Below are 26,035 nucleotides of genomic sequence, written 5' to 3'. Positions count from 1 at the left end.
ACAGAGGATTTCTTCATGGCTAAAATCGGATTTATCGGCACCGGCATCATGGGTCAACCCATGGCCGCCAACCTGCAGAAAGCAGGTCACCAACTGTTCCTCTCCGAGCACCACGGCAAGGCGCCGCAAGCGCTGATCGACGCTGGCGCGGTGGCCCTGGCCAACCCGCAGCAGGTTGCGCAGGAAGCTGAGTTCATCATCGTGATGGTCCCGGACACCCCGCAGGTCGACGACGTACTGTTCCGCAAAGACGGCGTCGCCGCCGGCCTGTCGCCGAACAAAGTGGTGATCGACATGAGCTCGATCTCCCCCACCGCCACCAAGGCGTTCGCCGCCAAGATCAACGAGACCGGCGCGCAGTACCTGGATGCCCCGGTGTCCGGAGGTGAAGTCGGCGCCAAGGCCGGCACCCTGAGCATCATGATCGGTGGCGAGCCGCAGACCTTCGAACGCGCGCTGCCGTTGTTCCAGGCCATGGGCAAGAACATCACGTTGGTGGGCGGCAATGGTGATGGTCAGACCGCCAAGGTGGCCAACCAGATCATCGTCGCGCTGAACATCCAAGCGGTCGCGGAAGCGCTGCTGTTCGCCTCCAAGAACGGCGCCGACCCGGCCAAGGTGCGGGAAGCGCTGATGGGCGGATTTGCTTCGTCGAAAATCCTCGAAGTGCATGGCGAGCGCATGATCAAGGGCACTTTTGATCCGGGCTTCCGCATCAACCTGCACCAGAAGGACCTCAACCTGGCGTTGGCCGGTGCCAAGGAACTGGGGATCAACCTGCCGAACACCGCCGGTACGCAGCAGGTGTTCAGCACCTGCACGGCGATTGGCGGCGGCAATTGGGACCACTCGGCGCTGATCAAGGGCCTGGAACATATGGCGAATTTCTCGATTCGCGAGAAGTAATACACGCCGCTCCTACCTTTGAAATGCGGTCGAATGTGGGAGCGGGCTTGCTCGCGAAAGCGGTGTATCCGTCAACATGGATGTTGGATGTCAGTCCGCATTCGCGAGCAAGCCCGCTCCCACATTTGATCGCATTCCAGTTCCTGAAATTGAAGCACCTCTAACAACAAAAAATCCCCGGGAGCCCGCTTATGTCGGTCGATCCGCAACATCTGCTTCGCGAGCTGTTTGCCACAGCCATCGACGCTGCCCACCCCCGGCAAGTCCTTGAACCCTACCTGCCCGCCGACCGCAGCGGCCGTGTGATCGTGATCGGCGCCGGCAAGGCCGCCGCCGCCATGGCGCTGGTCGTGGAAAACGTCTGGCAGGGCGAAGTCACCGGCCTGGTCGTCACCCGTTACGGCCACGGCGCGCCCTGCAAGAAAATCGAAGTGGTCGAGGCCGCACACCCGGTGCCCGACGCTGCCGGCCTGGCCGTGGCCGAGCGCGTATTGGCACTGATCAGCAACCTGACGGAAGACGACCGCGTGATCTTCCTGCTGTCCGGCGGTGGCTCTGCGCTGCTGGCGTTGCCCGCAGAAGGCATCACCCTGGCCGATAAACAGGCCATCAACAAAGCCCTGCTCAAGTCCGGCGCGACCATTGGCGAGATGAATTGCGTGCGCAAGCACCTCTCGGCCATCAAGGGCGGCCGACTGGCGAAAGCCGCATGGCCCGCCACCGTCTACACCTACGCGATTTCCGATGTGCCCGGCGACCAGGCCACGGTGATTGCCTCCGGCCCCACGGTCGGAGACCCGAGCACGTCGCAACAGGCGCTGGCGATTCTCAAGCGTTACAACATCGACGCCCCCGCCTCGGTACGCAGCTGGTTGCAGAACCCGGCCTCGGAAACCGTCAAGCCCGGCGACCCGGTACTCGCCCGCAGCCACTTCCAATTGATCGCCCGCCCCCAGCAATCCCTGGAAGCGGTGGCGGTAAAAGTCCGCCAGGCCGGTTTCAGCCCGTTGATCCTCGGCGACCTCGAAGGCGAAGCACGGGACGTGGCCAAGGTACACGCCGGTATCGCCCGGCAGATCGTGCAACACGGCCAGCCCTTGGCGGCGCCGTGCGTGATCCTCTCCGGCGGCGAAACCACCGTGACCGTGCGCGGCAATGGCCGTGGCGGGCGCAATGCGGAATTCCTGTTGAGCCTCACCGACAGCCTCAAGGGCCTGCCCGGCGTGTACGCCCTGGCCGGTGACACCGACGGTATCGACGGCTCGGAAGACAACGCCGGCGCGATCATGACGCCGTGCAGTTATTCGCGCGCCGAAGCCCTCGGGCTGTCGGCCAGCGATGAGCTGGATAACAACAACGGCTACGGCTATTTCGCTGCCCTCGACGGTTTGATCATCACTGAGCCCACGCGCACCAACGTCAACGACTTCCGCGCCATCCTGATCCTTGAGACTGCCAAACATGACGCCTGACAAGAAGGTCAAAATCCTCGCCACCCTGGGCCCGGCCACCGACGGTATCGACGACATCCGCGAACTGGTAGAAGCCGGGGTGAACATCTTCCGGCTCAATTTCAGCCACGGCGACCACGCCGACCATGCCCAACGCTACCAATGGATTCGCCAGGTCGAGCGCCAGCTCAATTACCCGCTGGGCATCCTCATGGACCTGCAAGGGCCAAAGCTGCGGGTTGGACGTTTTGCCGAGGGCAAGGTGCAACTGGTACGCGGCCAGGCGTTGCGCCTGGACCTGGACGAAACACCGGGCGACCAGCGCCGGGTCAACCTGCCCCACCCGGAAATCATCGCGGCGCTGGAACCCGGCATGGATCTGCTGCTGGACGATGGCAAGCTGCGCCTGCGGGTGATCACCAAACATGCCGACGCCATCGACACCACCGTGCTCAATGGCGGTGAATTGTCTGATCGCAAAGGCGTGAACGTCCCACAAGCCCTGTTGGAACTCAGCCCACTGACCGCCAAGGATCGGCGCGATTTGAGCTTCGGCCTGGAGCTGGGCGTGGATTGGGTGGCGCTGTCGTTCGTGCAACGCCCGGAAGACATTCGCGAAGCCCGCGAGCTGATCGGCGACAAGGCGTTCCTGATGGCCAAGATCGAGAAACCCTCGGCCGTGCAGCGCCTGCAGGAAATCGCCGAACTGAGCGACGCGATCATGGTTGCAAGAGGCGACCTGGGCGTGGAAGTGCCGGCCGAGAGCGTGCCGCAGATCCAGAAGGACATCATCAGCACCTGTCGCCAGTTGGGTAAACCGGTGGTGGTGGCGACGCAGATGCTGGAGTCGATGCGCTTCTCACCGGCGCCGACCCGCGCCGAAGTCACCGATGTCGCCAATGCCGTGGCCGAAGGCGCGGACGCGGTGATGCTGTCGGCGGAAACCGCGTCCGGCGAATACCCGCTGGAAGCCGTGCAGATGATGAGCAAGATCATCCGCCAGGTGGAAAACGGCCCGGATTACCAGGCGCAACTGGATGTCAGCCGACCGAAGGCGGATGCCACGGTGTCGGACGCCATCAGCTGCGCGATCCGCCGTATCAGCAGCATCCTGCCGGTGGCGGTGCTGGTGAACTACAGCGAGTCGGGCAGCTCCAGCCTGCGCGCGGCGCGGGAACGGCCGGTGGCGCCGATCCTCAACCTTACGCCCAACCTGTCCACGGCACGGAGGTTGAGCGTGGCGTGGGGCGTGCACTCGGTGGTCAATGATCGGCTGCGCCAGGTGGATGAGGTCTGTTCCACGGCGCTGGAGATTGCCCAGGCACAGGGCATGGCGGAGCGTGGGGATACGTTGGTGATTACGGCGGGGGTGCCGTTCGGGCAGCCGGGATCGACCAATTCACTGCGGATCGAAACCCTACTCTAATCCTCTGTGGCGAGGGAGCTTGCTCCCGCTGGACTGCGCAGCAGTCCCATCTCTTAGGGCCGCTGCGCGGCCCAACGGGAGCAAGCTCCCTCGCCACAGGTTTTATGTCCATCCTTAGATAGTCAATCCATGCACAACCCCACCTGCCCCGACTGGGCTGAAGCCCTGCTCAACGGCTTCAGTCAGATCTTCCTGCAACGCCAACCGCTGTGCGGCCTGCTGTGCCTGCTGGCGATCCTGATCGGCGCGCCGACCTTGCTCGGCGGCGCGCTGTTGGGCGGCGTGGCGGGATTGCTCACAGCCCAGCGTCGCGGTTATCCCAAGACCGAGCGCCAGGCCGGGCTGTATAGCTATAACGGCGTGTTGTTGGGTTTGTTGATCAGCCAGCACTTCGCCTGGTCGGCCTTGCTGCCGCCGCTGATCCTGGCGTGCGGCGGCTTGAGTGCGATCCTGACGCGGCAATGGTTGAAACACGCCAGCCAGCCCAATGACCTGCCGGCCTACACCGCGCCTTTTGTCGGGCTGGGTTGGTTGCTGCTGGGCACCGTGCCAGAGAGTACCTTTGCCCTGAGCGAACCCGACACGTTGGCTATCCTCACTGCGCCTTTTACCGGCCTCGCGCAAATCATGTTGCTGGATCAGCCCGTATCAGGCGCGCTGATTGCGCTGGGCCTGTGGCTCGCCAACCGTCGCGCCGCCACTTGGGCCTTGATCGGCGCCAGTGTCGGCGTGCTGATTGCGCTGTGGCTGGACGAACCCGCCAGCGCCCTCCTCGGCCTGCACAGCTACAACCCGGCGCTGGCTGCCGTGGCGTTGAGCAAGGTACGTCGCCAGCCCTGGCTGCCGCTGCTCGGCATCCTGCTGGCAGTCGTCCTCACGCCCGGCTTTGCCGCCCTGCACCTGCCTGCGCTGACCGCGCCGTTCATCCTCGCCTGTTGGCTGGTGCGTGCGGGTGTTCGAGTGCTGCGCAAACCCTGCATGGACAGCCCCTTCGAATCCCCCTAGGCTTGCTCGATATCAGTTTCAGGCGGGATTTATGGACAGCAACAACGACTGGCGCCAGCGGCTCTACGTCATGATTTTCCAGAGTGACACCACCGCAGGACGGCGCTTTGACGGCATCCTGCTGCTGATCATCCTGGCCAGCCTGGTGATCGTGATGCTCGACAGCATCGACCAGATTCACCAGAACTATGCCGATGTGCTCGCCTATATCGAGTGGGGCTTCACCCTCGTCTTCCTGATCGAGTACGGGTTGCGGCTGTATTGCTCGCCCAAGCCGTTGCGCTACGCCTTCAGTTTTTATGGGTTGGTGGACTTGCTGGCCATCGTGCCCGGCATCCTCGCGTTGTATTACAGCGACGCGCAGTACCTGTTGATCATCCGCATCATTCGGATGTTGCGGATCTTCCGCGTGCTCAAGCTCAGCCCGTACCTCAAGCAGGCCAACTACCTGATGGCGGCGTTGCGGGGCAGCAAGCAGAAGATCGTGGTGTTCCTGGTCAGCGTGTGCACGCTGGTCACGGTGTTCGGCACCTTGATGTACGTGATCGAAGGCCCGGAGCACGGCTTTACCAGCATTCCGAAAGGCATCTACTGGGCCATCGTGACCCTGACTACCGTGGGCTTTGGCGACATCGTGCCGAAGACGCCGCTGGGCCAGGTGATTTCGTCTTTAGTGATGATCACCGGTTATTCGATCATTGCCGTGCCCACCGGAATTTTCACCGCTGAACTGGCGAGTGCCATGCGCGGTGAACAGCTGCAAACCGACTGCCCGGTCTGCAAGAAGAATAGCCATGAACCGAATGCCGCCTTCTGCTCGCGGTGCGGGAGTAACCTTTTCCGTAAAGTGGAATAAGCAAAGTACGTTTTAATCTTTAAACGTCTATGCGCCGGCAGCTATAGTCGCTGGCATATTGCCCCTACTCAATCGACTACCTTCTCGAACAACAAGGAATGAGCAGTGAAAAAACTCGTTAGCGCCTCTCTCCTGGCCGCCGGCCTTGCCCTGGCGGGCGCCGTCCAGGCTGCCCCCGTCACACTGCTCAACGTCTCCTACGACGTGATGCGCGATTTCTACAAGGACTACAACGCCGCCTTCCAGAAGCACTGGGAAGCCGAGCACCCGAACGACAAGCTGACCCTGCAGATGTCCTTCGGCGGTTCCAGCAAACAAGCGCGCTCGGTGATCGACGGTCTGCCGGCTGACGTGATCACCATGAACATGGCCACCGACATCAACGCCTTGGTCGACAACGGCAAACTGGTGCCGGACAACTGGGTCACCCGCCTGCCGAACAACAGCGCGCCGTTCACCTCCGCCACCGTATTCATCGTGCGAAAAGGCAACCCGAAAGCCCTGAAGGACTGGCCGGACCTGTTGAAAGACGGCGTGCAAGTGATCGTGCCCAACCCGAAAACCTCGGGTAACGGCCGCTACACCTACCTGTCGGCCTGGGGTTATGTGCTGAAGAACGGCGGCGACGAAAACAAGGCCAAGGCCTTTGTCGGCAAACTGTTCAAGCAGGCGCCGGTGCTGGATACCGGCGGCCGTGCGGCGACCACCACCTTCATGACCAACCAGATCGGCGACGTGCTGGTGACCTTCGAGAACGAGGCGGAAATGATCGCCCGTGAATTCGGCCGTGATCAGTTCGAAGTGATCTACCCAAGCGTTTCCGCCGAAGCCGAGCCGCCGGTATCAGTGGTCGACAAAGTGGTCGAGAAGAAAGGCACCCGTGTAGCCGCCGAAGACTACCTGAAGTACCTGTGGTCGCCGGAAGGTCAGGAAATCGCGGCCAACAACTACCTGCGTCCACGTGACCCGAAAGTGCTGGCCAAGTACACCGACCGCTTCCCGAAAGTCGACTTCCTGTCGGTAGAGAAGACCTTTGGTGACTGGCGCACCGTGCAGAAGACTCACTTCAATGATGGTGGGGTGTTTGACCAGATTTACTCCGGCCAATAACCGGCGAAACGCAGTAACAAATGTGTGAGCGGGTTGGTTGCAGTGAGTGGGGCTGCTTCGCAGCCCAGCGCGGGGCAAGCCCGCTCACCACAACAAGCCTGCTCCCACATTGGGCTTTGTGTCTGGCAGTTACATCGGCGGTGTCACGCCATCTTTGCCGGCTGAGATGGCCTGGGCCGTAATTGTTCCATCCGCCGCCTGCGCTGCAAACAGCACCACCTTCACCCCCGCCTTGAGCAAACTGCGATCCCCCGGCTCCAGGTTGACGATCGGCACATCCTCCGGCACCACGATCTTCTGCTCGCCACCTTTGTACTTCACGGTCAAGGTGCGCCCGTTGCTGACGACCAAGTCACCGACGGTGCCATTGGTCATGCTGCTGCCTTCTTTTAAGTCAAACGCGCGATGCCCGTCGCCCGTGCCGGCCATGGCCGGTGGGAAGACGTGCACTTCCAGTGCGGTCAAGGTGCCATCGGCGTTGGGCATGGCGGCGGAGCCAATGTAGCTGCCCGGCTTGATCTCATCGATCTTGGCCAGAGTGACCGCGCGCACCTGAGTGCTTGGGGTCAGGTGCACGATGACGTCTTCGCCGCTGTTGACCTTGACGTGCATCGCATCGCCTTCCATCGCGGTAATGGCCCCGCGCACGCCCACCCGCGGCGCTTCGGCAGCCTGGGCCAGGCCTACGGCCATCGCGGCGGCCAGGGTGGAAGCCAGGAGCATCTTGTTCAACGTGATCTTCATGGGATTTCCTGTTTCGGCAGTTGTTTCTGAATGTATCATTACCCTTCGCGCAGAAAGTTAACGATTCACTCATCATTACCGGGCATGAGTGTTATCACTGCCAGCGGCCTACCCGGGCTACGGTGTTGTCTTTAGGCTCGCCCCACTTTCCTTCGCATTTATGAGAACACCATGAACGCTACGTCCCACGCTACAACCACCATGACCCGGAGCATGGTGATGCTGTTTGCGTTTTGCTGCGGCGCCATCGTTGCCAACATCTACTATGCCCAACCGATCATCGAGCTGATCGCGCCGGATATCGGCCTCACGCCCGCCATGGCCAGCCTGATCGTCTCCTTGACGCAGATCGGCTACGCCCTGGGCCTGTTTTTCCTGGTGCCGCTGGGTGACCTGCTGGAAAACCGCAAGCTGATGATCGCCACCACCGTACTGGCCATCGCCAGTCTGTTGGGTGCGGCGTTTACCGAGCAGCCGAATCTGTTTCTGTTGGTATCGCTGCTGATCGGTTTCAGTTCGGTGTCGGTGCAGATCCTGATCCCATTGGCCGCGCACCTGGCACCCGCCGAGTCCCGTGGCCGCGTGGTCGGCAGCATCATGGGCGGCCTGTTGCTCGGCATCCTGTTGGCACGGCCCGTGTCGAGCGTGGTGGCGGACCATTTCGGCTGGCGCGCGATGTTCATGGCCGCAGCGGCGTTGATGGCGTTTATCAGTGTGGTGTTGCTGATCACCATCCCCAAGCGCCAGCCTGATCACAGTGCCACCTATGGTCAGCTGCTGCGCTCCCTCGGCACCTTGTTGCGTGAGCAGCCGGTGCTGCGCCAGCGGGCGTTTTATCAGGGTTGCATGTTCGCTACCTTCAGCTTGTTCTGGACCGCCGCACCACTGGAGCTGGCGCGTAACCACGGCTTGAGCCAAAGCGAGATCGCGCTGTTCGCTCTGGTCGGTGCGCTGGGCGCCATTGCCGCGCCCATCGCCGGCCGCCTGGCCGATGCCGGCCATACCCACCGCGCATCGTTGCTGGCCATGCTGTTTGCTGCGTTGAGCTTCCTGCCGGCCTTTGTACACCCGTTGTACAGCGTGATCGGCCTGGCGGTGACCGGCGTGGTCCTGGACTTTTGCGTGCAGATGAACATGGTGCTGGGCCAACGCGCCATCTACGCCCTCGACGCCAACAGCCGCAGCCGCCTGAACGCGCTGTACATGACCAGCATCTTCATCGGCGGTGCCTTCGGTTCGGCGATTGCCAGCAGCGTGTATGAGCACGGCGGCTGGCTGGGTGTGATGCTGGTGGGCAGCGCGTTCCCCTTGATCGCGCTGCTGCGTTTCCTGAGTGCTTCACGCCCGGCTACGGTCGCCACTGCTTGAGGAGAGGTTCAAGACTGTTTTTTCTCCGCGGATGCTTGGCCGGCAGGCGATGTCAGCAGGCTCAGCAATTGTGAGAAAAAGGCCAGCAGGGTGATTGCGAACATCTGAATCAAGCCGGCAGCTTGCTCCTGTGTCTTATCCGTCAAAGGCGCGGGAGCGGGTGTCGGGACCGGAGGACGCGGCGCCGGAGTGGGAGCAGGTGCTGGTGTAGGTTTAGGGACAGGTGCAGGCTGAACCTCCGGCGCTTGCCCCTCCCACAGCACATCCGTTGGCTTGATTTCGCCCTTGCTCTTGAGCAACAGGTCCGGCTTACCCGTTCCCTTCAGGTCAATCGCCAGGCTTGAGAGGCCCGTACTCGGATCATGCTTGATCACCGCCTCCCCGGCGCGACCACTGAACCGATCGGTGAACACCAATGCTCGCACACCCGCCTCCTTCAAGGCGCCCGACACGTCGACCTTATCCGTACCGCTGGTGAAGTCCTCGATCATGTCCGGGTCGGTCGGCGTGGAATCGCTGGCCTTGTCGTAGACAAAGGTGTCGGCGCCGCCACCGCCTCTCAGGGAGTCGCCCTTCCCGCCGCCCTTGATCCGGTTTGCCGCCTCATTTCCCGAGATGTTGTCTCGCCCCGAGCCGCCAATCGCATTTTCAATCGTGCAACCATTGGCAATGGACACATTGCCCTTCAACTCGCCCACATCAGAAAACGACTCGGCGTTCAGGTTGATGTTCTGGTCCTGGGAAAACCCGGAGAAATCCATCGTGTCGACACCACCACCGTCCCAGACACAGAAGACAGGTTTGTCCGCAGCGCTTTTGAGGCTCATCGCCTCGCGCTCGGTATTGGAGTTGAAGCCATAGGTGGTATCGGTTTTGCGGGTCTCATGATTGGCGCCGTAGAGGCGTTGAGCTGCCGCGATATCGTCCATCATCGGCGCGGAGGGATTCTGCCCCTTGAAGTCATGCCCCTTCTGATTCTGCTCCGACCAATAACTCATCACCGTACGCGCTTTGGTGTCTTCGGCGTAGACCGCGCCGTTCTGGTAATCAAAACCAAGCCCGTTGTAGTTCCCCGGATGATGCAGGCCGATGGCGTGGCCGACCTCATGGATAGCCGTCACCGAAAAGTGACTGCCCAATGCCGGTGCCCCACTTTCTCCTCGGGTGCCAATCGTGGCCGTTGTCTGGGTAGTGAAACGGCCAGGGAAGGTGGCCACCCCACGGTCACTGCCTGGGTTGTTGCGAATGTTGAGTGTGCCGTCCGCCCCGCCCGCCTGCTCGCGAAAGTTGATATTGGCCACATCCTGCCAGGACTGCACAGCCTGGCGAACACGTCGTTGCTGCTGCTGGGTGAAACTGCCATCCACCGTGTAATTCACATCGACTTTCGAATCGCCGTTGCGGTCATGAAAGCGCAGGTTTTCTCGCGTGAGTTGGCTGGCTGCCTGGTCCGTCGTGTAAGAGGGCTTGTTGCCAGCCCCCACGCCAAATGGGCCGGGGTCCGATACCGGCAGGTTATTCAGAGGACTCCTACTGCGAAGGTCATAAGTATTCATTGTGCGACGCCTTTGGTTTCAATAAAGAGAGTCGGCCAACTGATCGTTAGCCAACGGGTCCAGAGGGAAACTCGCATGCTGAAAAATCCGACACCACCGTAAAGTTAATACCAGCCGAAACACCCGAACGCCCTGAAACACTGGGCGATACAGCCAAGAATTCCTTTGCAATTTAAACACTCGACAACACAAAGGCCCGGGCGGCATCGCGTTGTTTTGACAACAGAAAAACAGAATCTAAAAAAAAACTGCCCGCTCAAGTACGCTGTTTTCCCACCGACTAGGACACACCCCTTAACCCTTCCTCAGGACCGCACCAGCTTCTCCAGCGCAGCGTCCGCCAGAAAGGAAGAGCGGCTCTTGACCTTGTGTTCACGCACATACCGGTCGATGCGCTGGATGACGTAACCAGGCAAGGTCACGTTGACCTTCTCGGTCTTGCCCAGGTAGGGCGTGATGTCCAGCTCCAACATCCCCCAACCCATGCCGGCGTAGTCTTCGTGCGCGTGATGGTTGGCTACCGACGTCGGCATCGGAATCGGGCCGCCTTCTGCGGCAATCTCTTGCAGCATGATGTGCGCAATTTCCACTGCGGCGTTGTAGGCCTCTTCAAAACTGTCCCCGGCGGTGACCGCACCTGGGATATCGGGGATCTGAATACCGGTGGCGGTGAAGTCATCGCCCCATTCGATACAGATTGGGTATTGCATGAATGTTCTCCTTAAAACTGAAACAAGCCGGCGCGTTTCCTGATGCTTCTGACGGTGCCCAGCGGCAAATCCTTCTTGGCTTGGCCTGAATAAAAATAACCCTAGAGTTACCTTTACTCAAACACAAAATACGCAGGTCTGACTGACGGCTGTTTTACTGGATATTGAAACCCCACCCGCTCGACACTGGAAACGCATGACACATCCGGGTCATCGCCTTAGGCTTGAACGCCGCCAAGCCCGACAGGAGCCACCGATGGACCGCCTCACCGCCATGGAAACCTTCGTCCACGTCGTCGAAACTGGCTCGTTCTCCGCAGCCGCCAAACGCCTGGGCATCGGCCAGCCCGCCGTGTCCAAGAGCATTGCGCAACTGGAGGCGCGCCTTGCCGTGCGGCTGGTGATGCGCTCCACACGGGGCCTGACCCCCACCGAGGCGGGCCTGGTGTACTTCGAACGGGCCAAGCGGGCTATCGATGAAGCCAATGCAGCCGACGAGGCCGCCCGTGGCGCAAGCGCCGGATTGACGGGCAACCTGCGGGTCAGCGCCGGCGTGACGTTCTCCCGCATGCGGATCATTCCTAACCTGGGCCCCTTCCTGGACCAACATCCAGGCCTGAACATCGACGTGTTGCTCGACGACCGACTCCTGAACCTGGTTGAAGACGGCATCGACGTCGCCCTGCGTATCGGCAACCTGAGTGATTCTGGCCTCACTGCTCGCCGGCTTGGCCAAAGTCCGTGCAGGGTATTCGGTACGCCGGCCTACTTCGAACGTTTCGGCGAGCCACAGAGCCCGGCGGATATCCTCAACCACCAGGCCGTGATCTACAGCCTCGGGGAAAGCCCGCTCTGGCCCTTCAAACAAGGCCGTCACGAACACACCATCGCCGCTCAAGGACGCTTGCGCGTCACCTCTTCCGAAGGTTTGCGCGCAGGTGTGCTCGCCCACCACGGCCTGGCGATGACGTCCGAATGGATGTTCTCGCCGGAATTGGCCAGGGGTGAGGTGAAGCCCGTATTGACCGATTGGGAACTTCCTCCAAAGGACCTGTGGGCGATATTGCCGACGGGGCGAATGCCGAGTGCCAAGGCCAAGGCATTTATCGAATACGTTGAAGGGTTATTGAGGAAGTAGCGTTCTGTGCAACCGTAGGCGTTCAGATAATCCGGCCATCCCAGCCGACCGTGACATGCCGTGGCAACTCACGCCGATGCTCCAGCAACCACGCATCCAACGTATGCCCCACATGGGTCAACACCCCCAGTTGCGCGCCAGTTTCCTCGATACTCTGCAACGCCAACGTCAGGTCATTGTGATTGCGCGGTGCTTGCGGCTGCGGCGGCATGGAGCAATCCAGTACCAGCACGTCCAGGGGTTCACGTTGCAGCCAAGCCAGGGTCGCAGGCGGCAGGCCGACCGTGTCGGTGAGGTAGGCAATGCGCCGTCCTTCGCCTTCCAGCAGGTAACCCAGGGTCAGTTTGGAATGCTGCAACGGCAACGCCGTGACGCTCAACTCGCCAAATTGGCGTGTTTCAAACTCGGCAAAAGGCTGGCTGAAATCGAGAATGCCCGGATGCTTGTACAGATCGGACAAGCCCTCCGGATCCGCCGGGCCGTGCACCGGAATCACCAGCCCCTGCCCCCAGCGCAGGTGCAGCAAACCCTGGGCATGATCAGCGTGATAGTGGGTCTGGAAAATCCCGTTGAAGCTGCGCGGCGGGAAGCGCTCGGTGAGGTCGGGCAAACCGCTGTCGATCAGCCAGCGTTGGTCGCCGCATTCGATCAGCGCGCTGCACGGGCGGCGGCGCAGGCTTGCGTCGCTGCGCGCCAGACCGCACGCGGGGCATTCGCAGCCGTACACCGGGACTTGCCGCGCGTCACCGGTGCCGAGCAGCGTCAGGCGCATGCCGAGTGCCCGTGGTCGAGGCAGCAAAGCAGGCGCTCGACCGTATGTTCCAGCGGCCCGGAGTTGTCCAGCACGAACAACCCCGCCCCATGCCCCGCGATCAACTCAGCGGTGAACCGCGTATTGCGTGCCAGGCGCTCCTCGATATCCGCCAAGGCCTCACGCCCGCGTGCGATCAAACGCTGGCGCAACACCGCCTGGTCCACCGTCAACAGCAACACCAGCGACGTCGGATAACGCGCGCGGGTCTGTGCCAAGTGCGCGCGGGAGCCGTTGACCAGCACGTCGTCACCCGCCGCCAGCCACGCGTCGATCTCCTTGGGAATGCCATAGGACAAGCCATTCGCCTGCCAGCTGAGGGCAAAGGCGCCCTCCGCCTGCAGCGCGGCGAACTGCTCCGGGCTGACCCCTTGCGCGGCCTCGCCCACTGCTTCCGCCGAGCGGGTGATAACGCGGCGCACGATGCGGCAACCGCGCTCGACCAACCGTGGGCGTGCGGCATCCAGCAGGCTGTCCTTGCCCGAGCCGGACGGCCCGATGAGATAGATCAACCTGCCTGCCATCAAAACACCCTCTTCGCTTGTCGCCATACTTGTTGCACCACCGGCAGCCCTTCGCGGCTGCGGGCCTGGACCAGGTCCGCGCGCAGGCCAATGGCGATTTCGCCGCGATCGCTGAGGCCCGCGGCTTTTGCCGGCGCCAGGCTGATCATCTTGACCGCTCGCGACAGGTCGCCGCCGTCCTGCTGGTCGGCCAGCACAAAGGCCGCCTGCAACAGGCTGGCCGGGTAATAGTCGCTGGAAAGTATATCCAGCAATCCCTCGGCCGCCAGGCCGGCGGCGGCCACATTACCCGAGTGCGACCCACCGCGCACCACGTTCGGCGCGCCCATCAACACTTTCATGTCCAGCGCCTGGCAGCCCTTCGCCGCTTCCAGCGTGGTGGGAAATTCGGCGATGGTCATGCCGTAGCGCGCCGACTCTTGCACGTGGGCCAACGTCGCATCGTCGTGGCTGGCGACGGACAGGCCGCGCGCCAGGCAATGCTCGACGATGGCGGCGCGATAACGGTCGCTGTACGCCAGGGAATTGGCCTTTTGCAGCACGATGAACGCGTCCATGGTTTCGTCGTTCAGGTGGTACTTGCCCATGTAGTACTCACGGTACTTGGATTCGAGCACGAACTGGCGCTGGCCCGGCGAATGGTCCATCACCGACACCAGTTGCACCAACGGGTTTTCCACCAGGTCGCGAAATACGCTGAGGGTGTCCGGGTGGCACAGCTCGCAGCGCAGGTGCAGGTGGTGCTCGGCGCGGGTCAGGCCGGCGCCTTCCGCCTGGGCGATGGCATCGAGCATCGCCGGCAGCTTTTTCATGCGGTTGCCCTTGGGGTTCACGTCGCCGATGGACACCGCGTCGAACACCGTGGTGATGCCCGCCGCGATGATCTGCGCGTCGTGGCTGAGCACGGCCGAAGTCGACGGCCAGTCCACACCGGGGCGCGGGGTCATGTGTTTTTCCAGGTTGTCGGTGTGCAATTCCACCAGGCCCGGCAACAGGAAATCGCCGCCCAGGTCCTGAGCCTGGGGCAACTGGCTGCGCCCTTCGGCAAGGTCGACGATCTTGCCGTCGCGCAGCACCACCGAGCCCAGGAACATGCGATCAGCCGTGACAATCTGGGCATTACTGAGGATCTGTTCAGCGGGCATTTGCGTATTCCTCTTGGGCAACAGGCGTGGGGGTCATGTCGAAATGGCGGTCGGCAACCGCTTCACGAGCGGCGCGGTCGTGGAAGATGCCGATCAGCGCCGCGCCGGCGGCCTTGGCTTCGTTCATCAGCTCCAGCACCACCTGGCGGTTGTTGTCGTCCAGGGACGCGGTGGGCTCATCCAGCAGCATCACCGGCCAGTCCACCATGAAGCCGCGGGCGATGTTGACGCGCTGTTGCTCACCGCCGGAGAAGGTGCCGGGCGCCAACTGCCACAGGCGTTGCGGGATATTCAAGCGGGTCAGCAGGTGTTCGGCACGCGACTGCGCATTGGCCTTGGACCAGCCACGGGCCAACGCCGGCTCCATCACCACGTCCAGGCATGCCACGCGGGGGATTACCCGCAGGAATTGGCTGACGTACCCGAGGGTTTGCTGACGCACCTGCAAGATGTCACGCGGCTCGGCGCCGACCAACTCCAGCCACGCGCCCGCATGCTGCACACGAATGCTGCCACCCGCCGGCAAATAGTTACCGTACAAGGTGCGCAACAAGGTGCTTTTACCGGCGCCGGACTGGCCGTGCAGCACCAGGCATTCACCGCCCTGCACACTGAACTCGACGCCACGCAGCACGTTGAGCACCACGCCGTGTTGCTGATGCAGGGTGAAGGTTTTCGAGAGGTCACGGACCTCGATCAAGGCATTTGTCATGGCTGCAATACCGAAGACACCAGCAGTTGAGAGTAAGGGTGCTGTGGATCGTCGAGGATCTGGTCGGTGAGCCCGGTTTCCACCACACGGGAGCGACGCATCACCATCAGGCGGTCGGCCAACAGGCGCGCGACGGCCAGGTCGTGGGTGACGATCACCACCGCCAGATCCAGCTCACGCACCAAGCCGCGCAGCAGGTCGAGCAGGCGCGCTTGCACCGACACATCGAGGCCGCCGGTGGGTTCGTCCATGAACACAAGCCGTGGGCTGGAGACGAGGTTGCGGGCGATTTGCAGGCGCTGCTGCATGCCGCCGGAGAAGGTGCGCGGCAAGTCATCGATACGTTGCGGGTCGATTTCCACCTGGCTCAACCAATCGAGACCGGCACCGCGCAGTTGCTCGTAATTGCGCACACCCTGGGCCATCAGGCGCTCGCCGATATTGGCACCGGCCGACACGCCCATGCGCAGGCCATCACGGGGGTTTTGCTCGACAAAGCCCCACTCGGTACGCAGCAAGGTGCGACGCTCGGCTTCGCTGGCGCTGTACAAATCCAGCCATTCGCCGTCCTTGCTGCGATACCCGATGCTGCCCGCTTGCGGCGGCAGGCGCCCGCTCAACAGCGAGAGCAAGGTGGATTTACCCGAGCCGGACTCACCAACGATGCCCAGCACTTCACCGGGGTAAAGATCGAAACTCACGCCTTGGCAGCCCTTCTCCGGGCCGTACAACAGGGAGAGGTCACGCACTTGCAGTAGCGGTGCGCCGGCTTTTTGCTTCAAAAGAACCTGGTTCATTGGTTGTTCTCCAGAACCCGCTGGGCGCAATACCAGGTGTCGGAACACACGAAACTCTGGGTGCCCGCATCGTCCAGAATCAGCTCATCGAGGAACGATTCATGGCTGCCGCAGATGGCGCAGTTGTGTTCCCACTTCTGTACTTCGAAGGGGTGGTCTTCAAAGTCCAGGCTGGTGACCTGGGTGTAGGGCGGCACCGCGTACAGGCGCTTCTCGCGACCGGCGCCGAACAGCATCAGCGCCGGGCTCATGTCGAGTTTCGGGTTGTCGAATTTGGGGATCGGCGACGGATCCATCACGTAGCGCTCGTCGACCATCACCGGGTAGGCGTAGCTGGTGGCGATATGGCCGAAGGTGGCGATGTCTTCGTAAAGCTTCACGTGCATCACCCCGTAATCATTCAGGGCGTGCATGGTGCGGGTCTCGGTTTCGGACGGTTCGATAAAGCGCAGCGGCTCGGGAATCGGCACCTGGTAGACCATGATCTGATCGGCCTGCAGCGGGGTTTCCGGGATGCGGTGGCGGGTCTGGATCACCGTCGCGTCCGGCGTGGCTTCGGTGGTGGCGACGCCTGCGGTGCGCGCAAAAAAGCGGCGGATCGACACGGCGTTGGTGGTGTCGTCGGCGCCCTGGTCGATGACTTTGAGCACGTCCTCCGCGCCGAGGATCGCGGCGGTCAATTGCATGCCGCCGGTGCCCCAGCCGTAAGGCAACGGCATTTCGCGGCCACCGAACGGCACTTGGTAACCGGGGATCGCCACGGCCTTGAGCAAGGCGCGGCGGATCATGCGTTTGGTCTGTTCGTCGAGGTAAGCGAAGTTGTAGGCGGCGTCATTCATGGCTCGGGCCCTCGGCCGGTTGGCGCAGTTTGCGGATCAGTTCCAGTTCGGACTGGAAGTCCACGTAGTGCGGTAATTTGAGGTGCGAGACAAAACCGGCCGCCTCGACGTTGTCGCAGTGGGCCAGTACGAATTCTTCACGCTGGGCCGGCGAGACGATCTCTTCGTTGTATTCCCCCGCGCGCAGCGAACGGTCCACCAGCGCCATGCCCATGGCCTTGCGCTCGGCATGCCCGAAGGCCAACCCGTAGCCGCGCGTGAACTGCGCCAGTTCAGTGGCTGAGCCGACGAACTGGTTGACCATCTCGCACTCGGTCACTTCGATGCTGCCCAGGCAGATGGGAAAGCCCAGCTCTGGCGGGTCGATCCACACCTCGACGTCGCCGATGCGAATCTCGCCGGCAAACGGGTGGTTGCGGCCGTAGCCACGCTGGGTCGAGTAGCCCAGCGCCAACAGGAAACCTTCATCGCCACGGGCCAGGGCTTGCAGGCGTTCGGCGCGGCTGGCCGGGTATTCCAGCGGGTCGCGGGTGATATCGGCGACGCTGGCGTTGTCGTCGGTTTCGGTCTTGATCAGGCCTTCTTTGGCGAGCAGGCCGAGCACCCGTGGGCAGGCTTCGATGCGCGCATCCGGCGTAGTCTGCGGGCCGGGGTATTCACCTTCGGCCAGCAGCGAAAAATCCAGCAGCCGGTGGGTGTAATCGAAAGTCGGGCCAAGCAACTGGCCGCCGGGCACGTCCTTGAACGTGGCGGACAGGCGCCGGCTCAACGACATCTGCGCAGTGTCGATCGGCAAGCTCGGGCTGAAGCGCGGCAGCGTGGTGCGGTAGGCGCGCAGCAGGAAGATCGCTTCCACCAGGTCCCCCGCCGCTTGCTTGATCGCCAGCGCGGCGAGTTCTTCGTCGAACAGCGAACCTTCGGTCATCACCCGTGCCACAGCCAGGGGCAGTTGCTCGCGGATTTGCCTCACGCTCAGTTCAGGAATCGCGGTATCGCCCCGGCGTTTTTTCGCCAGCAGGCGGTGGGCATTGTCGATGGCCTGTTCGCCACCTTTGACGGCTACGTACATCAGGCACGCTCCTCTGCGACACGGCTGCTGCGCGGCAGGCCGATCAGGTGGTGGCCGGCGGCAAACAATACATCCAGGCCACGGGGGAAGGCTTCGCGACGCTGGCGCTCCAGCCAGAAGGCTTGCGGCACGGGCACCTGAACCTGGCGCTGGGCCTTGATGCCGGGGCCGCGCCAGAGCAGGCCGCGACCGGATTCCAGGTCGGTGAGCTGTACAAGCAGGGTGCAGGACTGGTCGGGATAGCGATCATTGCCGTGGTTGAAACCACTGAGGTCGAGCAGGTCTTGCTCACCGAGCAAGGCGAACACCGCGTCTTCACGGTTCGCCGTCAACGGGCAACCACAGTGGAACGCCAGGTTGGCGCGGATCAGCGGCGTGTCGAAGCTCGGCGCCAGCCACAGCGGCGTGTCCCCATCCAGCATCGCCAGGCACAGGGCATAGGTGGCGGGCGCCAGGCCATCGAGGCGCGGCGCGCAGGGCAGGTGCTGGATCAAACCGGGTTCGGCCAAGGCTTTGAGGGCGGCACGAAAACCGCGCTGGGCGTCCAGGACCGGGTCGACAAAGGCCGGTTGCAACAGTTGCGCATTCATCAGTTTTCTCCTCGAACCAACGTGAAGAACTCGACCTTGGTGGCGGCGGTGTCGGCTTCTTTTTTCGCGCGTCGAGCGGCCTGTGTATTGGCCAGCGCGGTGATCAAATCGCTGAGCCAAAGACTTGGCTGCGTGCCTTGCAGATGGGCATCGGCCAGGGCCGCTAACTCGGCATGGGCCTTATCGCGCCCGGCCAGGTAGCTGTAGCCGGTGCGACCATCGGCCAGGCGCACCACGCAGCGGGTCACGCTCATTTCGCCGACGTTGAACGGCGCGCCACTGCCGCCCATGCGGCCGCGCACCAGGGTCATGCCGATTTCCGGGGCGCGGATCAGTTGGTATTCCGCGTCTTTCAACGCGGCTTCGTGAGGTTGCAGTTCACTGAGTTGGGCGCGGGCGAGCACACCAATCCAATGCTGACGCGGGGACAGATTCATCAGGGTCTCCATCAGGTCACCACTTGGTACTGGAAGCGATCCGAACGGCTGGTGGACTGTGCCAGCTCCACCGGGCGGCCGTCGCGATCGCGGGAAAGGGTGAATACGGTGAGGGCTGGCAAGTGCCGAGGCATCATCAGCAGCGCGGCTTCATCACGGTTGGGCAAGCGCGCACCGATCAGGCTTTGGGTGCGCGTCAGCGGCAGGTCGCGTTCGCGCAGGTACTGGCGCAGCGAACCGCCGGTGTAGTCGGCCAGCAACGGCGCCCGGCTGGCGCAGTAGCGATGGCGAATCAGGCTGACGGGTTGGTGGTCGAGTTTGCGCAGGGTCTGCAACTCGATCATCGGCGCCATTTCGGCAATGCCCAAGTGCTGCGCCTCATCGCGACTGGCGTAGCAGTAACGGCGCTTGAGCAGCACCGCTTCCACGCCCACGCCTTGGGCCGACAGCGACTGGCTGTAGGAGGTCTCGGCGCCCATCGGGTAGATCAAGGGGCGATCAAGTACCTGGGTGCCCTTGCCCTGGCGGCGCAACAGGCTGCCTTCGAACACCAGTTCGTCGATGGCGCGGCGCAGCGTGTGGCGGTTGACGCCAAAACGCTCGGCCATGTGCACCTCGCCAGGCAGGAAGTCGCCGGCGCTGTAGCTGCTCAATTCACGGCGCAGGATATCCGCGAGTTCGCGGTACACCGGCTCATCTTGTCTAGACAACTGCATGCTTAAAAAAAGCGCCGCGCGGGCACCCCTCCGACGTCAGATGAACTGCTTGCGCAGGCGTTGGGACAACACATCGATACAGCTCACCACCACGATGATCACCAGCAGCACCGCGCAGGTTTGTACAAACTGAAAGGCGCGGATGTTTTCCCAAAGGATCACGCCGATCCCGCCCGCGCCGACCATGCCGACCACCGTGGCCGAGCGCACATTGGCTTCGAAGCGGTACAGCGCGTAGCTCACCCACAGCGGCATCACCTGGGGGATCACGCCGTAGATCACTTCCTGCAAGGCACTCGCGCCAGTGGCACGCACGCCTTCCACCGGGCCTGGGTCGATGGCTTCGACGGCCTCGGCAAACAGCTTGGCGAGGACGCCGGTGGTGCTGATCCACAGGGCCAAAACGCCAGCGAAGGGACCGAGGCCGACGGCGACCACGAACAACATCGCGAACACCATTTCATTGATGGAACGGAAGGCGTCCATCACCCGGCGCAGCGGTTGGTGGATCCACCAGGGGGTGATGTTGTCGGCGCAGAGAATGCCCAGCGGCACCGAGCAGACGATGGCCAACACCGTGCCCCAGAGGGCGATTTGCACGGTGACGATCATCTCCTTGAGGTAGGAGCGCCACTCGTGGAAGTCCGGCGGGAAGAAGTCGGCGGCGAAGGTCGCCATGTTTCCGGAGTCGCGGTACAGCGCCAGCGGGTTCATCTCGGCGCCGTGCCAGGCCCAGGCCAGCAGGACCAGGAACAGGCCCCAGCCGAGGTATTGCGGCCAGGTGCGTTTGCCGACGGCTTCAGCGTGCAAGGTTGTCATGGGTCACTCTCAATAGCGGTGGGAACTGGATCTCTGTGGGAGCGGCGGTGCGACGATTCGACTTGCTCGCGAATGCGGTGTGTCATTCAATGCATCCGGCGACTGATTCACCGCTTTCGCGAGCAAGCCTGCTCCCACATAAGCCCGGTTCCTACAGGGGGTTAGCCGTTGGCTGCGGTTTTCTTGTCGAGTTCGGTGATGCGCTGCTGCAACTTGGCCAGGTCAGCATCGATATCAGCGAGCTTCTTGGCCTTATCAGCCGCTTCCAGCTTGTCGTCAGCACTGATCGTGGTGCGCTGCTTGAACAGCTCCAGCTGACGGATCGGCAACAGTTGGTCGTCGCTGGAGGCAAGGAACTTGCCCAGTTGCATGTTCTTCAGCACGGCCTTCTCTTCATCGGTGTCACCGTAGTGGGCGAAGAAGTCGCGGATCTTGGTTTTCTCGCTGTCGCTCAAGGCCTTGCTCCACACCATCGGGTCGGCCGGGATCAGCGGTGATTTCCAGATCACCTTGAGCATGGCGGCCTTGTCCGGCTGGGTGACTTCCAGGCGCTCCCAGCTTTCGGTGTTGAAAGTGGCGACGTCCAACTGCCCTTTGGCGACGCTCAAGGCGTTCACTTCATGGCTGGAGTTGAGCGTGCGCTTGAACGCCGTGGCGGCATCCACATTGTTCTTGGCAAACACGTAGTAACCCGGCACCAGGTAGCCCGAGGTGGAGTTCGGGTCACCGTTGCCAAAGGTCAGGTTCTTGGCGTTCTTGAGCATGTCTTCAACGTTGTTGATCGGGCTGTCCTTGCGCACGATCAGCACGCTCCAGTAACCGGCGGCACCGTTGGCGGCGGCGGTCTGGGCGAAGATCTCGCCGTTGGAGCGGTCCACCGCTTCCATCGCGGCCTTGTTGCCGAGCCAGGCCACGTCGACCTTGTTGAAGCGCATGCCCTGGATCAGCCCGGCGTAGTCGGAGGCGAAGGTGGCGTTGATGGTCAGGCCGGTCTTCTTGTGCATGTCATCCAGGAACGGCTGCCAGATGCTCTTGAGGTTCTGCGAAGACTCGGTGGACATGATGCCGAAGTTGATCGCCTTGTCGGCGGCATGGGCATTGCCCAACGCCACACTGGCCAGCAACACCGCAGACAGAAAGACGTGACCGATACGGTTCAACATGGAAAGGATTCCTGTGGGTCGTGAGTAAGGTTTCAAGCGCGCGCCAGGGCCAGCCGAGGGGTGACGGAGGTTTGGCGGGACTGGTCGGAAAACATCAGGCTGGTGTCGACGTCGGCACCGTACAAATCATTGAGGAAGTGGCTGCTCATCTCGCTGCCCTGGCCGTCGAAATGAATACGGCCACCTTTGAGGGCCACGGCACGCGGGCAATAACGCATGGCGTAATCGACTTGATGCAGGGTCACCACCACGGTCTTGCCGTCGCGGCGGTTGATGTCGGCGAGGATCTCCATGACCTTGCGTGCCGACTCCGGGTCAAGCGAAGCGATAGGCTCATCGGCCAGGATCACCTCGGCGCGCTGGGTCAGCGCACGGGCGATCGCCACACGCTGCTGCTGGCCGCCGGACAAGGTCGAAGCCCGCTGCGCGGCCAAGTCAGCCAGGCCAACGCGCGCCAGGGACTCCAGGGCAAACGCCTTCTCTTCAGCATTGAACAAGCCGAGGTTGCCGCGCCAGCGCGGCATGCGGCCCAGGCAACCGAGCAGCACGTTGTCGAGCACGCTCAGACGGTTGACCAGGTTGAACTGCTGGAAGATGTAGCCGATGTCTGCGCGCAGCCGTCGCACCTTGCCATTCAAGCGCCCACTGGCCTGCACTTCCCGGCCCAGCACCTTGACGCTGCCGCCATTGCTCTTGTCGCAACAGGCCAGGCCCGCCAAGTGGCGCAACAAGGTGGACTTGCCAGAACCGGAAGCGCCAATCAGCGCGACCATCTCACCTGGGGCAATGGTGAGTTCGAGGTCGACCAACGCGGATTTCTTCGCAAAGGTCTTGTTCAAGTGATCGACATGGATAGCGTGATTCATGGGCTTCTCTGTCTTGTTTGAACAGCCAGGGGATGGCTGCGGTTGAGTTCAAACGACAGTAGGCGCGGGAGGTGTCAGTGCTATTACTTGCACATGACTGGAGGGGGTCGGTTGGATGAAGGTTTTGTGAAAGGTTGAAGGTGGGTAGGCAGTGGTCTGCGGCGAAGACGTCTGGCACAATCGGCGCCATTAATTAGCCAGCATCCGCCGTCACAGGGCAGGCTCAAGCGTTTAGGGATGAACATTGAAAGACAAGCAAAGTAACAAGCACTCGCTCACATGGCTGGTACTGGCAAGCGTACTGACCGCAGGCTGCGCAGGGCACCCTGCTGCACCCGTGGTCGAGCGCAACCCTTGCCTGGATGAAGGCCCGGTGCACAGCGTAGCGTTTGACCAGTGTGTGGATGATCGAGCGGCGGACCGAGCGGAAGCCCTCAGGCTCCTGCTGGACGATGCCAACCCCAACCCTCGCCAGCAAGCATTGGCCGAGCCTGGCCCTGACGACTACCAAGACGCCGACTTTCCAGACACACCCAACCCCATGCTTTACCAGGGTACAGACTCTGTCACGGCAGCTGAACGCCGGGCACTGCCCTACAAGATCAGAATCACCTGGAAGTACACCTCCAAAACCCTCAGGCCAGCGCCCCGAGACCTCTCCCGGATGGAACAGATGCGCAGCCTGATCGTGCCGTCCGTGCAGGAACAAGGGCTGGCGAAGTGGCTGTGCACGGTGACGGGTGGGCAGCAGGTGCAGTGGATTTTCTATGCCAAAAGCGAGGAAAGCTTCAGGGCCCAGGTGAATGCCGCGCTGGCCAAAAGCGGCCCCTACCCGCTGGCGTTCACGACCCATAAAGAACCTGCGCTGAGTGGTGAAATGGGCGGGGCTGAAACGGTCCGCATCACGCCCAAAACCTGTATGGAATGACGGGTGGCGAGCAGGCTTGCCCTGCGTTGGGTTGTGCAGCAGCCTCAACAAGGCGGCCGCGATAAGTCAGACAGAACGCGTGGGCAGGTTTTGGGGCCGCTGCGCAGCCCAACGCGGGCAAGCCCGCTCGCCACAGAGTTGTACGTAGCAATTAAATTGGGGCAGTCACTGGAAACGCCATGACGTTGAAATCGTCCAAAACCAGCATCTCTCCATTCGAAAGCTGCCAGTTAAAGAAGTCCGAAAAGTCTCCTCTGGCTAGAGCACGAATCACCTTCGCCACAAATCCATGCGCGACCAGCAGTACAACACGCTCAGGATAAAGCGCTGCCAGTTCCACCAAACCTTGATGTACACGGGCAACCACATCTGCAATCGACTCACCGCCCGTTGGCCCAACCGCCCATTGGCGCGTTATGTTCTGCGCCCAGAGCTGCGGGTGCATTGCCTTTGCCTCAGCCTGTGTCAGCCCTTCGAACACACCGACGTCACGCTCGCGAAATTCGCCCATTGTTAATAGCTCAAGATTCAACTCACCGTTAAGAATTTGCGCGGTTTGCTGGGCTCTCACGCGCGGAGAGACAATTAACACCTCAATGCCGCTGGGCAGTTTCTTGCTGAGAGACGCAGCCTGTTCCCTACCCCGCTCGGTCAGTTCCGGGTCGAGCGCGCCGAGGTAGCGGTGCTCAGCGTTTGCCCAGGTTTCGCCGTGGCGAACAACGTAGAGGTTCATGAGGGTGCTCTCATTGAAGGGGGAAAGGGATAGTAGCAACTGTCGTGCATCGCCAGCCTCGACTTGACGCGTCCCGATGCCAGACTTTCCCTACACCTCATTCTTTATCCAATGTTCACTATGTCGCCCGAGCCGCACGCAGGAGGGCTTGTCCCTGTCGGGTTTCCATTCCCCGGTCGACCAACCTGCGTACGGCTCACCTTTTTTCAGGCTTCTTTGTGGCGGCTGTGCGCGGGGCACTTTCGAGTGCGCCGGGGTCCTGGAGTCCGGTCTTCCACACCTGCGTAAAGTCGCCACCCATCATGTGGAAGTGATTGTGGCGGCTCCCTTTACTCCAGGAGCTACCGTATGAAAAAAGTCACGCCAAACCCTCCGTCATCCACCACGGGTCAAACCCCACCCGACGTAATTTTCACCGTCCGTCCCGGCCTCAGTACTGAAGTTGCCTTGAGCAACGCCAGCGAGATGCTTAAGTCGGCAACTGTCTGTGCGTACGACTGCGCTGAACATCTGGGTGGCTCGGGCCGCAAGCAAGTGCTGGCGGTAGTGCAGATGATTGAAATTGCGCAGTTGTTGGTGAATGAAGCGCTGAACCGGGAGTGTCCCGTGGCCTGATGGCTACCGCTCCCACATGGGGTCCGAGTACATCAGCGCATGTTCGTTTGCCGCTGACGCAGTCGCACCGCGACGAAGTCCAGGAATGCGCGCACTTTCAACGGCAGCGGCGCCTGCCCTTTGTGCACCAGGCTGATGGGCAAGGCGGCTGATTCGTAGGGCTGCAGCACCACCTGTAAATCGCCTTTTTGCAGCGCATCCGCCACTTGATACGACAACACGCGAATCACGCCAACGCCCAGCGTCGACGCGGTAATCGCAGCTTCCGCGGTGTTCACCGACAGCCGTGAATGCACCGGCACGGTCTGTTGCGATTTGCCACGTCCAAACACCCAGGCACCCACCGAGGCCAGCACGTCGAAGGTGATGCAGTCGTGGGCCGCCAAATCCTGCGGCGTGGCAGGTTCGCCGTGGGTTTGCAGGTAGCCGGGGCTGGCACACACCACTCGCCGTACATTGCCCACGTTGACAGCCTTGAGTGAACTGTCGGGCAGGTCACCGATGCGTACGGCGACATCACATTGCTCTTCCATCAGATGCACCACGCGGTCGGTGAGCATCAGGTTGACGCTGATCTCGGGGTATTGCGCCAGAAACTGCGCCACCACCGGCACGATGTGCAAACGCCCGAATACGATGGGCGCGGTCACCGTCAGCTCGCCTTTGGGCACGGTATATTCGCCGGTTGCCGCACGCTCCGCCTCGCCAATCTCTTCCAGAATCCGCCGGCATGCCGCCAGGTAGGAAACGCCCACGTCCGTGAGCGACAGCTGCCGCGTGGTGCGGTGCAGCAGGCGCGTGTTCAGGTGGGTTTCCAGCTCTGTCACTTTGCGGCTGACGGTGGCAAGCGGCATGTCCAGCGCGCGCGCCGCCGCCGACAGGCTGCCCGCGTCCACAACCGTAACGAATACTGACATCGACTCAAGACGGTTCATAGCGCCCTATCAAATTCTGGAAGGATGATTCCCGATCCTAGGGGATTATCGACATAAAGGCGACTG

The 26,035-nt window shown here is 62.0% G+C and carries 28 protein-coding genes; 10 read left to right on the top strand and 18 right to left on the bottom strand.

Features of this window, described 5'->3' with window-relative positions; genetic code table 11:
* The first annotated feature begins 15 nt into the window (after positions 1 to 15).
* From AYR47_RS16155 to AYR47_RS16130, 6 genes are all read left to right on the top strand, one after another.
* Complete coding sequence (locus AYR47_RS16155; RefSeq protein ID WP_033897622.1) at positions 16 to 906, top strand: 2-hydroxy-3-oxopropionate reductase; 891 nt, start codon at positions 16 to 18, stop codon at positions 904 to 906.
* Positions 907 to 1,097: 191 nt separating this feature from the next.
* On the top strand, positions 1,098 to 2,378 hold the full coding sequence (locus AYR47_RS16150) for a glycerate kinase type-2 family protein (RefSeq protein ID WP_033897621.1): 1,281 nt from the start codon (positions 1,098 to 1,100) through the stop codon (positions 2,376 to 2,378).
* The gene (gene pyk, locus AYR47_RS16145) at positions 2,368 to 3,783 is read left to right on the top strand and encodes a pyruvate kinase (protein WP_038841586.1); all 1,416 of its coding nucleotides are present in this window, start codon (positions 2,368 to 2,370) and stop codon (positions 3,781 to 3,783) included. Before AYR47_RS16150 ends, pyk begins: the two co-directional genes overlap by 11 nt.
* A 129-nt stretch (positions 3,784 to 3,912) precedes the next feature.
* Positions 3,913 to 4,788, top strand: a complete 876-nt coding sequence (locus AYR47_RS16140; protein ID WP_061435899.1) for an urea transporter — start codon at positions 3,913 to 3,915, stop codon at positions 4,786 to 4,788.
* 31 nt (positions 4,789 to 4,819) lie between these two features.
* On the top strand, positions 4,820 to 5,644 hold the full coding sequence (locus AYR47_RS16135; RefSeq protein WP_061435897.1) for an ion transporter: 825 nt from the start codon (positions 4,820 to 4,822) through the stop codon (positions 5,642 to 5,644).
* Positions 5,645 to 5,749: 105 nt separating this feature from the next.
* A complete protein-coding gene (locus tag AYR47_RS16130; protein ID WP_033897617.1) occupies positions 5,750 to 6,754 on the top strand; it encodes a sulfate ABC transporter substrate-binding protein in 1,005 nt (334 codons plus the stop codon).
* A gap of 129 nt (positions 6,755 to 6,883) precedes the next feature.
* Here the strand turns inward: AYR47_RS16130 and AYR47_RS16125 are convergent, their stop codons facing one another.
* Complete coding sequence (locus AYR47_RS16125; RefSeq protein WP_061435896.1) at positions 6,884 to 7,498, bottom strand: DUF5666 domain-containing protein; 615 nt, start codon at positions 7,496 to 7,498, stop codon at positions 6,884 to 6,886.
* Between the two features lie 171 nt (positions 7,499 to 7,669).
* On the opposite strand from AYR47_RS16125, the gene AYR47_RS16120 reads away from it, so the two are divergent.
* On the top strand, positions 7,670 to 8,866 hold the full coding sequence (locus AYR47_RS16120; RefSeq protein ID WP_038845865.1) for an MFS transporter: 1,197 nt from the start codon (positions 7,670 to 7,672) through the stop codon (positions 8,864 to 8,866).
* 8 nt (positions 8,867 to 8,874) lie between these two features.
* On the opposite strand, the gene AYR47_RS16115 is transcribed toward AYR47_RS16120, so the two are convergent.
* Positions 8,875 to 10,422: a M10 family metallopeptidase C-terminal domain-containing protein gene (locus AYR47_RS16115; protein ID WP_061435894.1), complete on the bottom strand. Its 1,548-nt coding sequence runs from the start codon at positions 10,420 to 10,422 to the stop codon at positions 8,875 to 8,877.
* A gap of 305 nt (positions 10,423 to 10,727) precedes the next feature.
* The gene (locus tag AYR47_RS16110; RefSeq protein ID WP_033897613.1) at positions 10,728 to 11,132 is read right to left on the bottom strand and encodes a type II toxin-antitoxin system HicB family antitoxin; all 405 of its coding nucleotides are present in this window, start codon (positions 11,130 to 11,132) and stop codon (positions 10,728 to 10,730) included.
* A 256-nt stretch (positions 11,133 to 11,388) separates the two neighbouring features.
* Here AYR47_RS16110 and AYR47_RS16105 point away from each other — a divergent pair, with 256 nt between their 5' ends.
* Positions 11,389 to 12,270 carry a LysR family transcriptional regulator gene (locus tag AYR47_RS16105; protein ID WP_061435892.1) on the top strand — a complete coding sequence of 294 codons (882 nt, stop codon included), beginning with the start codon at positions 11,389 to 11,391 and terminating at the stop codon, positions 12,268 to 12,270.
* A gap of 22 nt (positions 12,271 to 12,292) precedes the next feature.
* On the opposite strand, the gene phnP is transcribed toward AYR47_RS16105, so the two are convergent.
* The 13 genes from phnP to phnC form a co-directional block, all read right to left on the bottom strand.
* Positions 12,293 to 13,042 carry a phosphonate metabolism protein PhnP gene (gene phnP / locus AYR47_RS16100; protein ID WP_033897611.1) on the bottom strand — a complete coding sequence of 250 codons (750 nt, stop codon included), beginning with the start codon at positions 13,040 to 13,042 and terminating at the stop codon, positions 12,293 to 12,295.
* On the bottom strand, positions 13,033 to 13,605 hold the full coding sequence (phnN, locus tag AYR47_RS16095) for a phosphonate metabolism protein/1,5-bisphosphokinase (PRPP-forming) PhnN (protein ID WP_061435890.1): 573 nt from the start codon (positions 13,603 to 13,605) through the stop codon (positions 13,033 to 13,035). Before phnN ends, phnP begins: the two co-directional genes overlap by 10 nt.
* On the bottom strand, positions 13,605 to 14,750 hold the full coding sequence (locus AYR47_RS16090) for an alpha-D-ribose 1-methylphosphonate 5-triphosphate diphosphatase (RefSeq protein WP_061435888.1): 1,146 nt from the start codon (positions 14,748 to 14,750) through the stop codon (positions 13,605 to 13,607). Before AYR47_RS16090 ends, phnN begins: the two co-directional genes overlap by 1 nt.
* A complete protein-coding gene (gene phnL / locus AYR47_RS16085; RefSeq protein ID WP_061435886.1) occupies positions 14,740 to 15,462 on the bottom strand; it encodes a phosphonate C-P lyase system protein PhnL in 723 nt (240 codons plus the stop codon). Before phnL ends, AYR47_RS16090 begins: the two co-directional genes overlap by 11 nt.
* Positions 15,459 to 16,259, bottom strand: a complete 801-nt coding sequence (phnK, locus tag AYR47_RS16080) for a phosphonate C-P lyase system protein PhnK (protein WP_061435885.1) — start codon at positions 16,257 to 16,259, stop codon at positions 15,459 to 15,461. The genes phnL and phnK overlap by 4 nt, the downstream gene beginning before the upstream one ends.
* Positions 16,256 to 17,098: an alpha-D-ribose 1-methylphosphonate 5-phosphate C-P-lyase PhnJ gene (locus AYR47_RS16075; RefSeq protein WP_061435883.1), complete on the bottom strand. Its 843-nt coding sequence runs from the start codon at positions 17,096 to 17,098 to the stop codon at positions 16,256 to 16,258. Before AYR47_RS16075 ends, phnK begins: the two co-directional genes overlap by 4 nt.
* Positions 17,091 to 18,167 carry a carbon-phosphorus lyase complex subunit PhnI gene (locus tag AYR47_RS16070; protein WP_033897605.1) on the bottom strand — a complete coding sequence of 359 codons (1,077 nt, stop codon included), beginning with the start codon at positions 18,165 to 18,167 and terminating at the stop codon, positions 17,091 to 17,093. The genes AYR47_RS16075 and AYR47_RS16070 overlap by 8 nt, the downstream gene beginning before the upstream one ends.
* The gene (phnH, locus tag AYR47_RS16065; RefSeq protein WP_061435881.1) at positions 18,167 to 18,757 is read right to left on the bottom strand and encodes a phosphonate C-P lyase system protein PhnH; all 591 of its coding nucleotides are present in this window, start codon (positions 18,755 to 18,757) and stop codon (positions 18,167 to 18,169) included. Before phnH ends, AYR47_RS16070 begins: the two co-directional genes overlap by 1 nt.
* On the bottom strand, positions 18,757 to 19,194 hold the full coding sequence (gene phnG / locus AYR47_RS16060) for a phosphonate C-P lyase system protein PhnG (RefSeq protein WP_061435880.1): 438 nt from the start codon (positions 19,192 to 19,194) through the stop codon (positions 18,757 to 18,759). Before phnG ends, phnH begins: the two co-directional genes overlap by 1 nt.
* An 11-nt stretch (positions 19,195 to 19,205) precedes the next feature.
* Entirely contained in the window at positions 19,206 to 19,910 is a 705-nt protein-coding gene (gene phnF / locus AYR47_RS16055) for a phosphonate metabolism transcriptional regulator PhnF (RefSeq protein ID WP_167351257.1), read from the bottom strand.
* A 36-nt stretch (positions 19,911 to 19,946) separates the two neighbouring features.
* The gene (gene phnE / locus AYR47_RS16050; protein ID WP_033897602.1) at positions 19,947 to 20,729 is read right to left on the bottom strand and encodes a phosphonate ABC transporter, permease protein PhnE; all 783 of its coding nucleotides are present in this window, start codon (positions 20,727 to 20,729) and stop codon (positions 19,947 to 19,949) included.
* 161 nt (positions 20,730 to 20,890) lie between these two features.
* Positions 20,891 to 21,892 carry a phosphonate ABC transporter substrate-binding protein gene (gene phnD, locus AYR47_RS16045; protein WP_033897601.1) on the bottom strand — a complete coding sequence of 334 codons (1,002 nt, stop codon included), beginning with the start codon at positions 21,890 to 21,892 and terminating at the stop codon, positions 20,891 to 20,893.
* A gap of 32 nt (positions 21,893 to 21,924) precedes the next feature.
* Positions 21,925 to 22,758, bottom strand: a complete 834-nt coding sequence (gene phnC / locus AYR47_RS16040) for a phosphonate ABC transporter ATP-binding protein (protein ID WP_033897600.1) — start codon at positions 22,756 to 22,758, stop codon at positions 21,925 to 21,927.
* Positions 22,759 to 23,002: 244 nt separating this feature from the next.
* On the opposite strand from phnC, the gene AYR47_RS16035 reads away from it, so the two are divergent.
* Entirely contained in the window at positions 23,003 to 23,686 is a 684-nt protein-coding gene (locus tag AYR47_RS16035) for a DUF695 domain-containing protein (RefSeq protein WP_237142468.1), read from the top strand.
* A gap of 151 nt (positions 23,687 to 23,837) precedes the next feature.
* On the opposite strand, the gene AYR47_RS16030 is transcribed toward AYR47_RS16035, so the two are convergent.
* Entirely contained in the window at positions 23,838 to 24,419 is a 582-nt protein-coding gene (locus AYR47_RS16030) for a histidine phosphatase family protein (RefSeq protein WP_061435878.1), read from the bottom strand.
* Positions 24,420 to 24,767: 348 nt separating this feature from the next.
* Between AYR47_RS16030 and AYR47_RS16025 the strand changes: the two genes are divergently transcribed.
* The gene (locus tag AYR47_RS16025; protein ID WP_061435876.1) at positions 24,768 to 25,034 is read left to right on the top strand and encodes a DUF6124 family protein; all 267 of its coding nucleotides are present in this window, start codon (positions 24,768 to 24,770) and stop codon (positions 25,032 to 25,034) included.
* Positions 25,035 to 25,066: 32 nt separating this feature from the next.
* Here AYR47_RS16025 and AYR47_RS16020 read toward each other — a convergent pair whose 3' ends face one another.
* Positions 25,067 to 25,951, bottom strand: coding sequence for a LysR family transcriptional regulator (locus AYR47_RS16020; protein ID WP_033901414.1), 885 nt, complete (start codon positions 25,949 to 25,951; stop codon positions 25,067 to 25,069).
* Positions 25,952 to 26,035: the final 84 nt, after the last annotated feature.

It is taken from the genome of Pseudomonas azotoformans (assembly GCF_001579805.1).
Classification (GTDB): Bacteria; Pseudomonadota; Gammaproteobacteria; order Pseudomonadales; family Pseudomonadaceae; genus Aquipseudomonas; species Aquipseudomonas azotoformans_A.
The sequence above is the reverse complement of the archived record's forward strand: the minus strand, read 5'-3'. Positions and strand labels throughout refer to the sequence as shown.

What these genes read in the sequence shown, in the direction of transcription:
- AYR47_RS16030 (WP_061435878.1), bottom strand. Translation starts at nt 24,419, where the DNA reads ATGAACCTCTACGTTGTTCGCCACGGCGAAACCTGGGCAAACGCTGAG.
- AYR47_RS16150 (WP_033897621.1), top strand. Translation starts at nt 1,098, where the DNA reads ATGTCGGTCGATCCGCAACATCTGCTTCGCGAGCTGTTTGCCACAGCC.
- AYR47_RS16125 (WP_061435896.1), bottom strand. Translation starts at nt 7,498, where the DNA reads ATGAAGATCACGTTGAACAAGATGCTCCTGGCTTCCACCCTGGCCGCC.
- AYR47_RS16025 (WP_061435876.1), top strand. Translation starts at nt 24,768, where the DNA reads ATGAAAAAAGTCACGCCAAACCCTCCGTCATCCACCACGGGTCAAACC.
- phnE (WP_033897602.1), bottom strand. Translation starts at nt 20,729, where the DNA reads ATGACAACCTTGCACGCTGAAGCCGTCGGCAAACGCACCTGGCCGCAA.
- AYR47_RS16020 (WP_033901414.1), bottom strand. Translation starts at nt 25,951, where the DNA reads ATGTCAGTATTCGTTACGGTTGTGGACGCGGGCAGCCTGTCGGCGGCG.
- phnL (WP_061435886.1), bottom strand. Translation starts at nt 15,462, where the DNA reads ATGACAAATGCCTTGATCGAGGTCCGTGACCTCTCGAAAACCTTCACC.
- phnN (WP_061435890.1), bottom strand. Translation starts at nt 13,605, where the DNA reads ATGGCAGGCAGGTTGATCTATCTCATCGGGCCGTCCGGCTCGGGCAAG.
- AYR47_RS16105 (WP_061435892.1), top strand. Translation starts at nt 11,389, where the DNA reads ATGGACCGCCTCACCGCCATGGAAACCTTCGTCCACGTCGTCGAAACT.
- AYR47_RS16140 (WP_061435899.1), top strand. Translation starts at nt 3,913, where the DNA reads ATGCACAACCCCACCTGCCCCGACTGGGCTGAAGCCCTGCTCAACGGC.
- phnC (WP_033897600.1), bottom strand. Translation starts at nt 22,758, where the DNA reads ATGAATCACGCTATCCATGTCGATCACTTGAACAAGACCTTTGCGAAG.
- phnH (WP_061435881.1), bottom strand. Translation starts at nt 18,757, where the DNA reads ATGAATGCGCAACTGTTGCAACCGGCCTTTGTCGACCCGGTCCTGGAC.
- pyk (WP_038841586.1), top strand. Translation starts at nt 2,368, where the DNA reads ATGACGCCTGACAAGAAGGTCAAAATCCTCGCCACCCTGGGCCCGGCC.
- AYR47_RS16155 (WP_033897622.1), top strand. Translation starts at nt 16, where the DNA reads ATGGCTAAAATCGGATTTATCGGCACCGGCATCATGGGTCAACCCATG.
- AYR47_RS16115 (WP_061435894.1), bottom strand. Translation starts at nt 10,422, where the DNA reads ATGAATACTTATGACCTTCGCAGTAGGAGTCCTCTGAATAACCTGCCG.
- AYR47_RS16070 (WP_033897605.1), bottom strand. Translation starts at nt 18,167, where the DNA reads ATGTACGTAGCCGTCAAAGGTGGCGAACAGGCCATCGACAATGCCCAC.
- phnF (WP_167351257.1), bottom strand. Translation starts at nt 19,910, where the DNA reads ATGCAGTTGTCTAGACAAGATGAGCCGGTGTACCGCGAACTCGCGGAT.
- phnG (WP_061435880.1), bottom strand. Translation starts at nt 19,194, where the DNA reads ATGAATCTGTCCCCGCGTCAGCATTGGATTGGTGTGCTCGCCCGCGCC.
- phnD (WP_033897601.1), bottom strand. Translation starts at nt 21,892, where the DNA reads ATGTTGAACCGTATCGGTCACGTCTTTCTGTCTGCGGTGTTGCTGGCC.
- phnK (WP_061435885.1), bottom strand. Translation starts at nt 16,259, where the DNA reads ATGAACCAGGTTCTTTTGAAGCAAAAAGCCGGCGCACCGCTACTGCAA.
- AYR47_RS16075 (WP_061435883.1), bottom strand. Translation starts at nt 17,098, where the DNA reads ATGAATGACGCCGCCTACAACTTCGCTTACCTCGACGAACAGACCAAA.
- AYR47_RS16090 (WP_061435888.1), bottom strand. Translation starts at nt 14,750, where the DNA reads ATGCCCGCTGAACAGATCCTCAGTAATGCCCAGATTGTCACGGCTGAT.
- phnP (WP_033897611.1), bottom strand. Translation starts at nt 13,042, where the DNA reads ATGCGCCTGACGCTGCTCGGCACCGGTGACGCGCGGCAAGTCCCGGTG.
- AYR47_RS16120 (WP_038845865.1), top strand. Translation starts at nt 7,670, where the DNA reads ATGAACGCTACGTCCCACGCTACAACCACCATGACCCGGAGCATGGTG.
- AYR47_RS16135 (WP_061435897.1), top strand. Translation starts at nt 4,820, where the DNA reads ATGGACAGCAACAACGACTGGCGCCAGCGGCTCTACGTCATGATTTTC.
- AYR47_RS16110 (WP_033897613.1), bottom strand. Translation starts at nt 11,132, where the DNA reads ATGCAATACCCAATCTGTATCGAATGGGGCGATGACTTCACCGCCACC.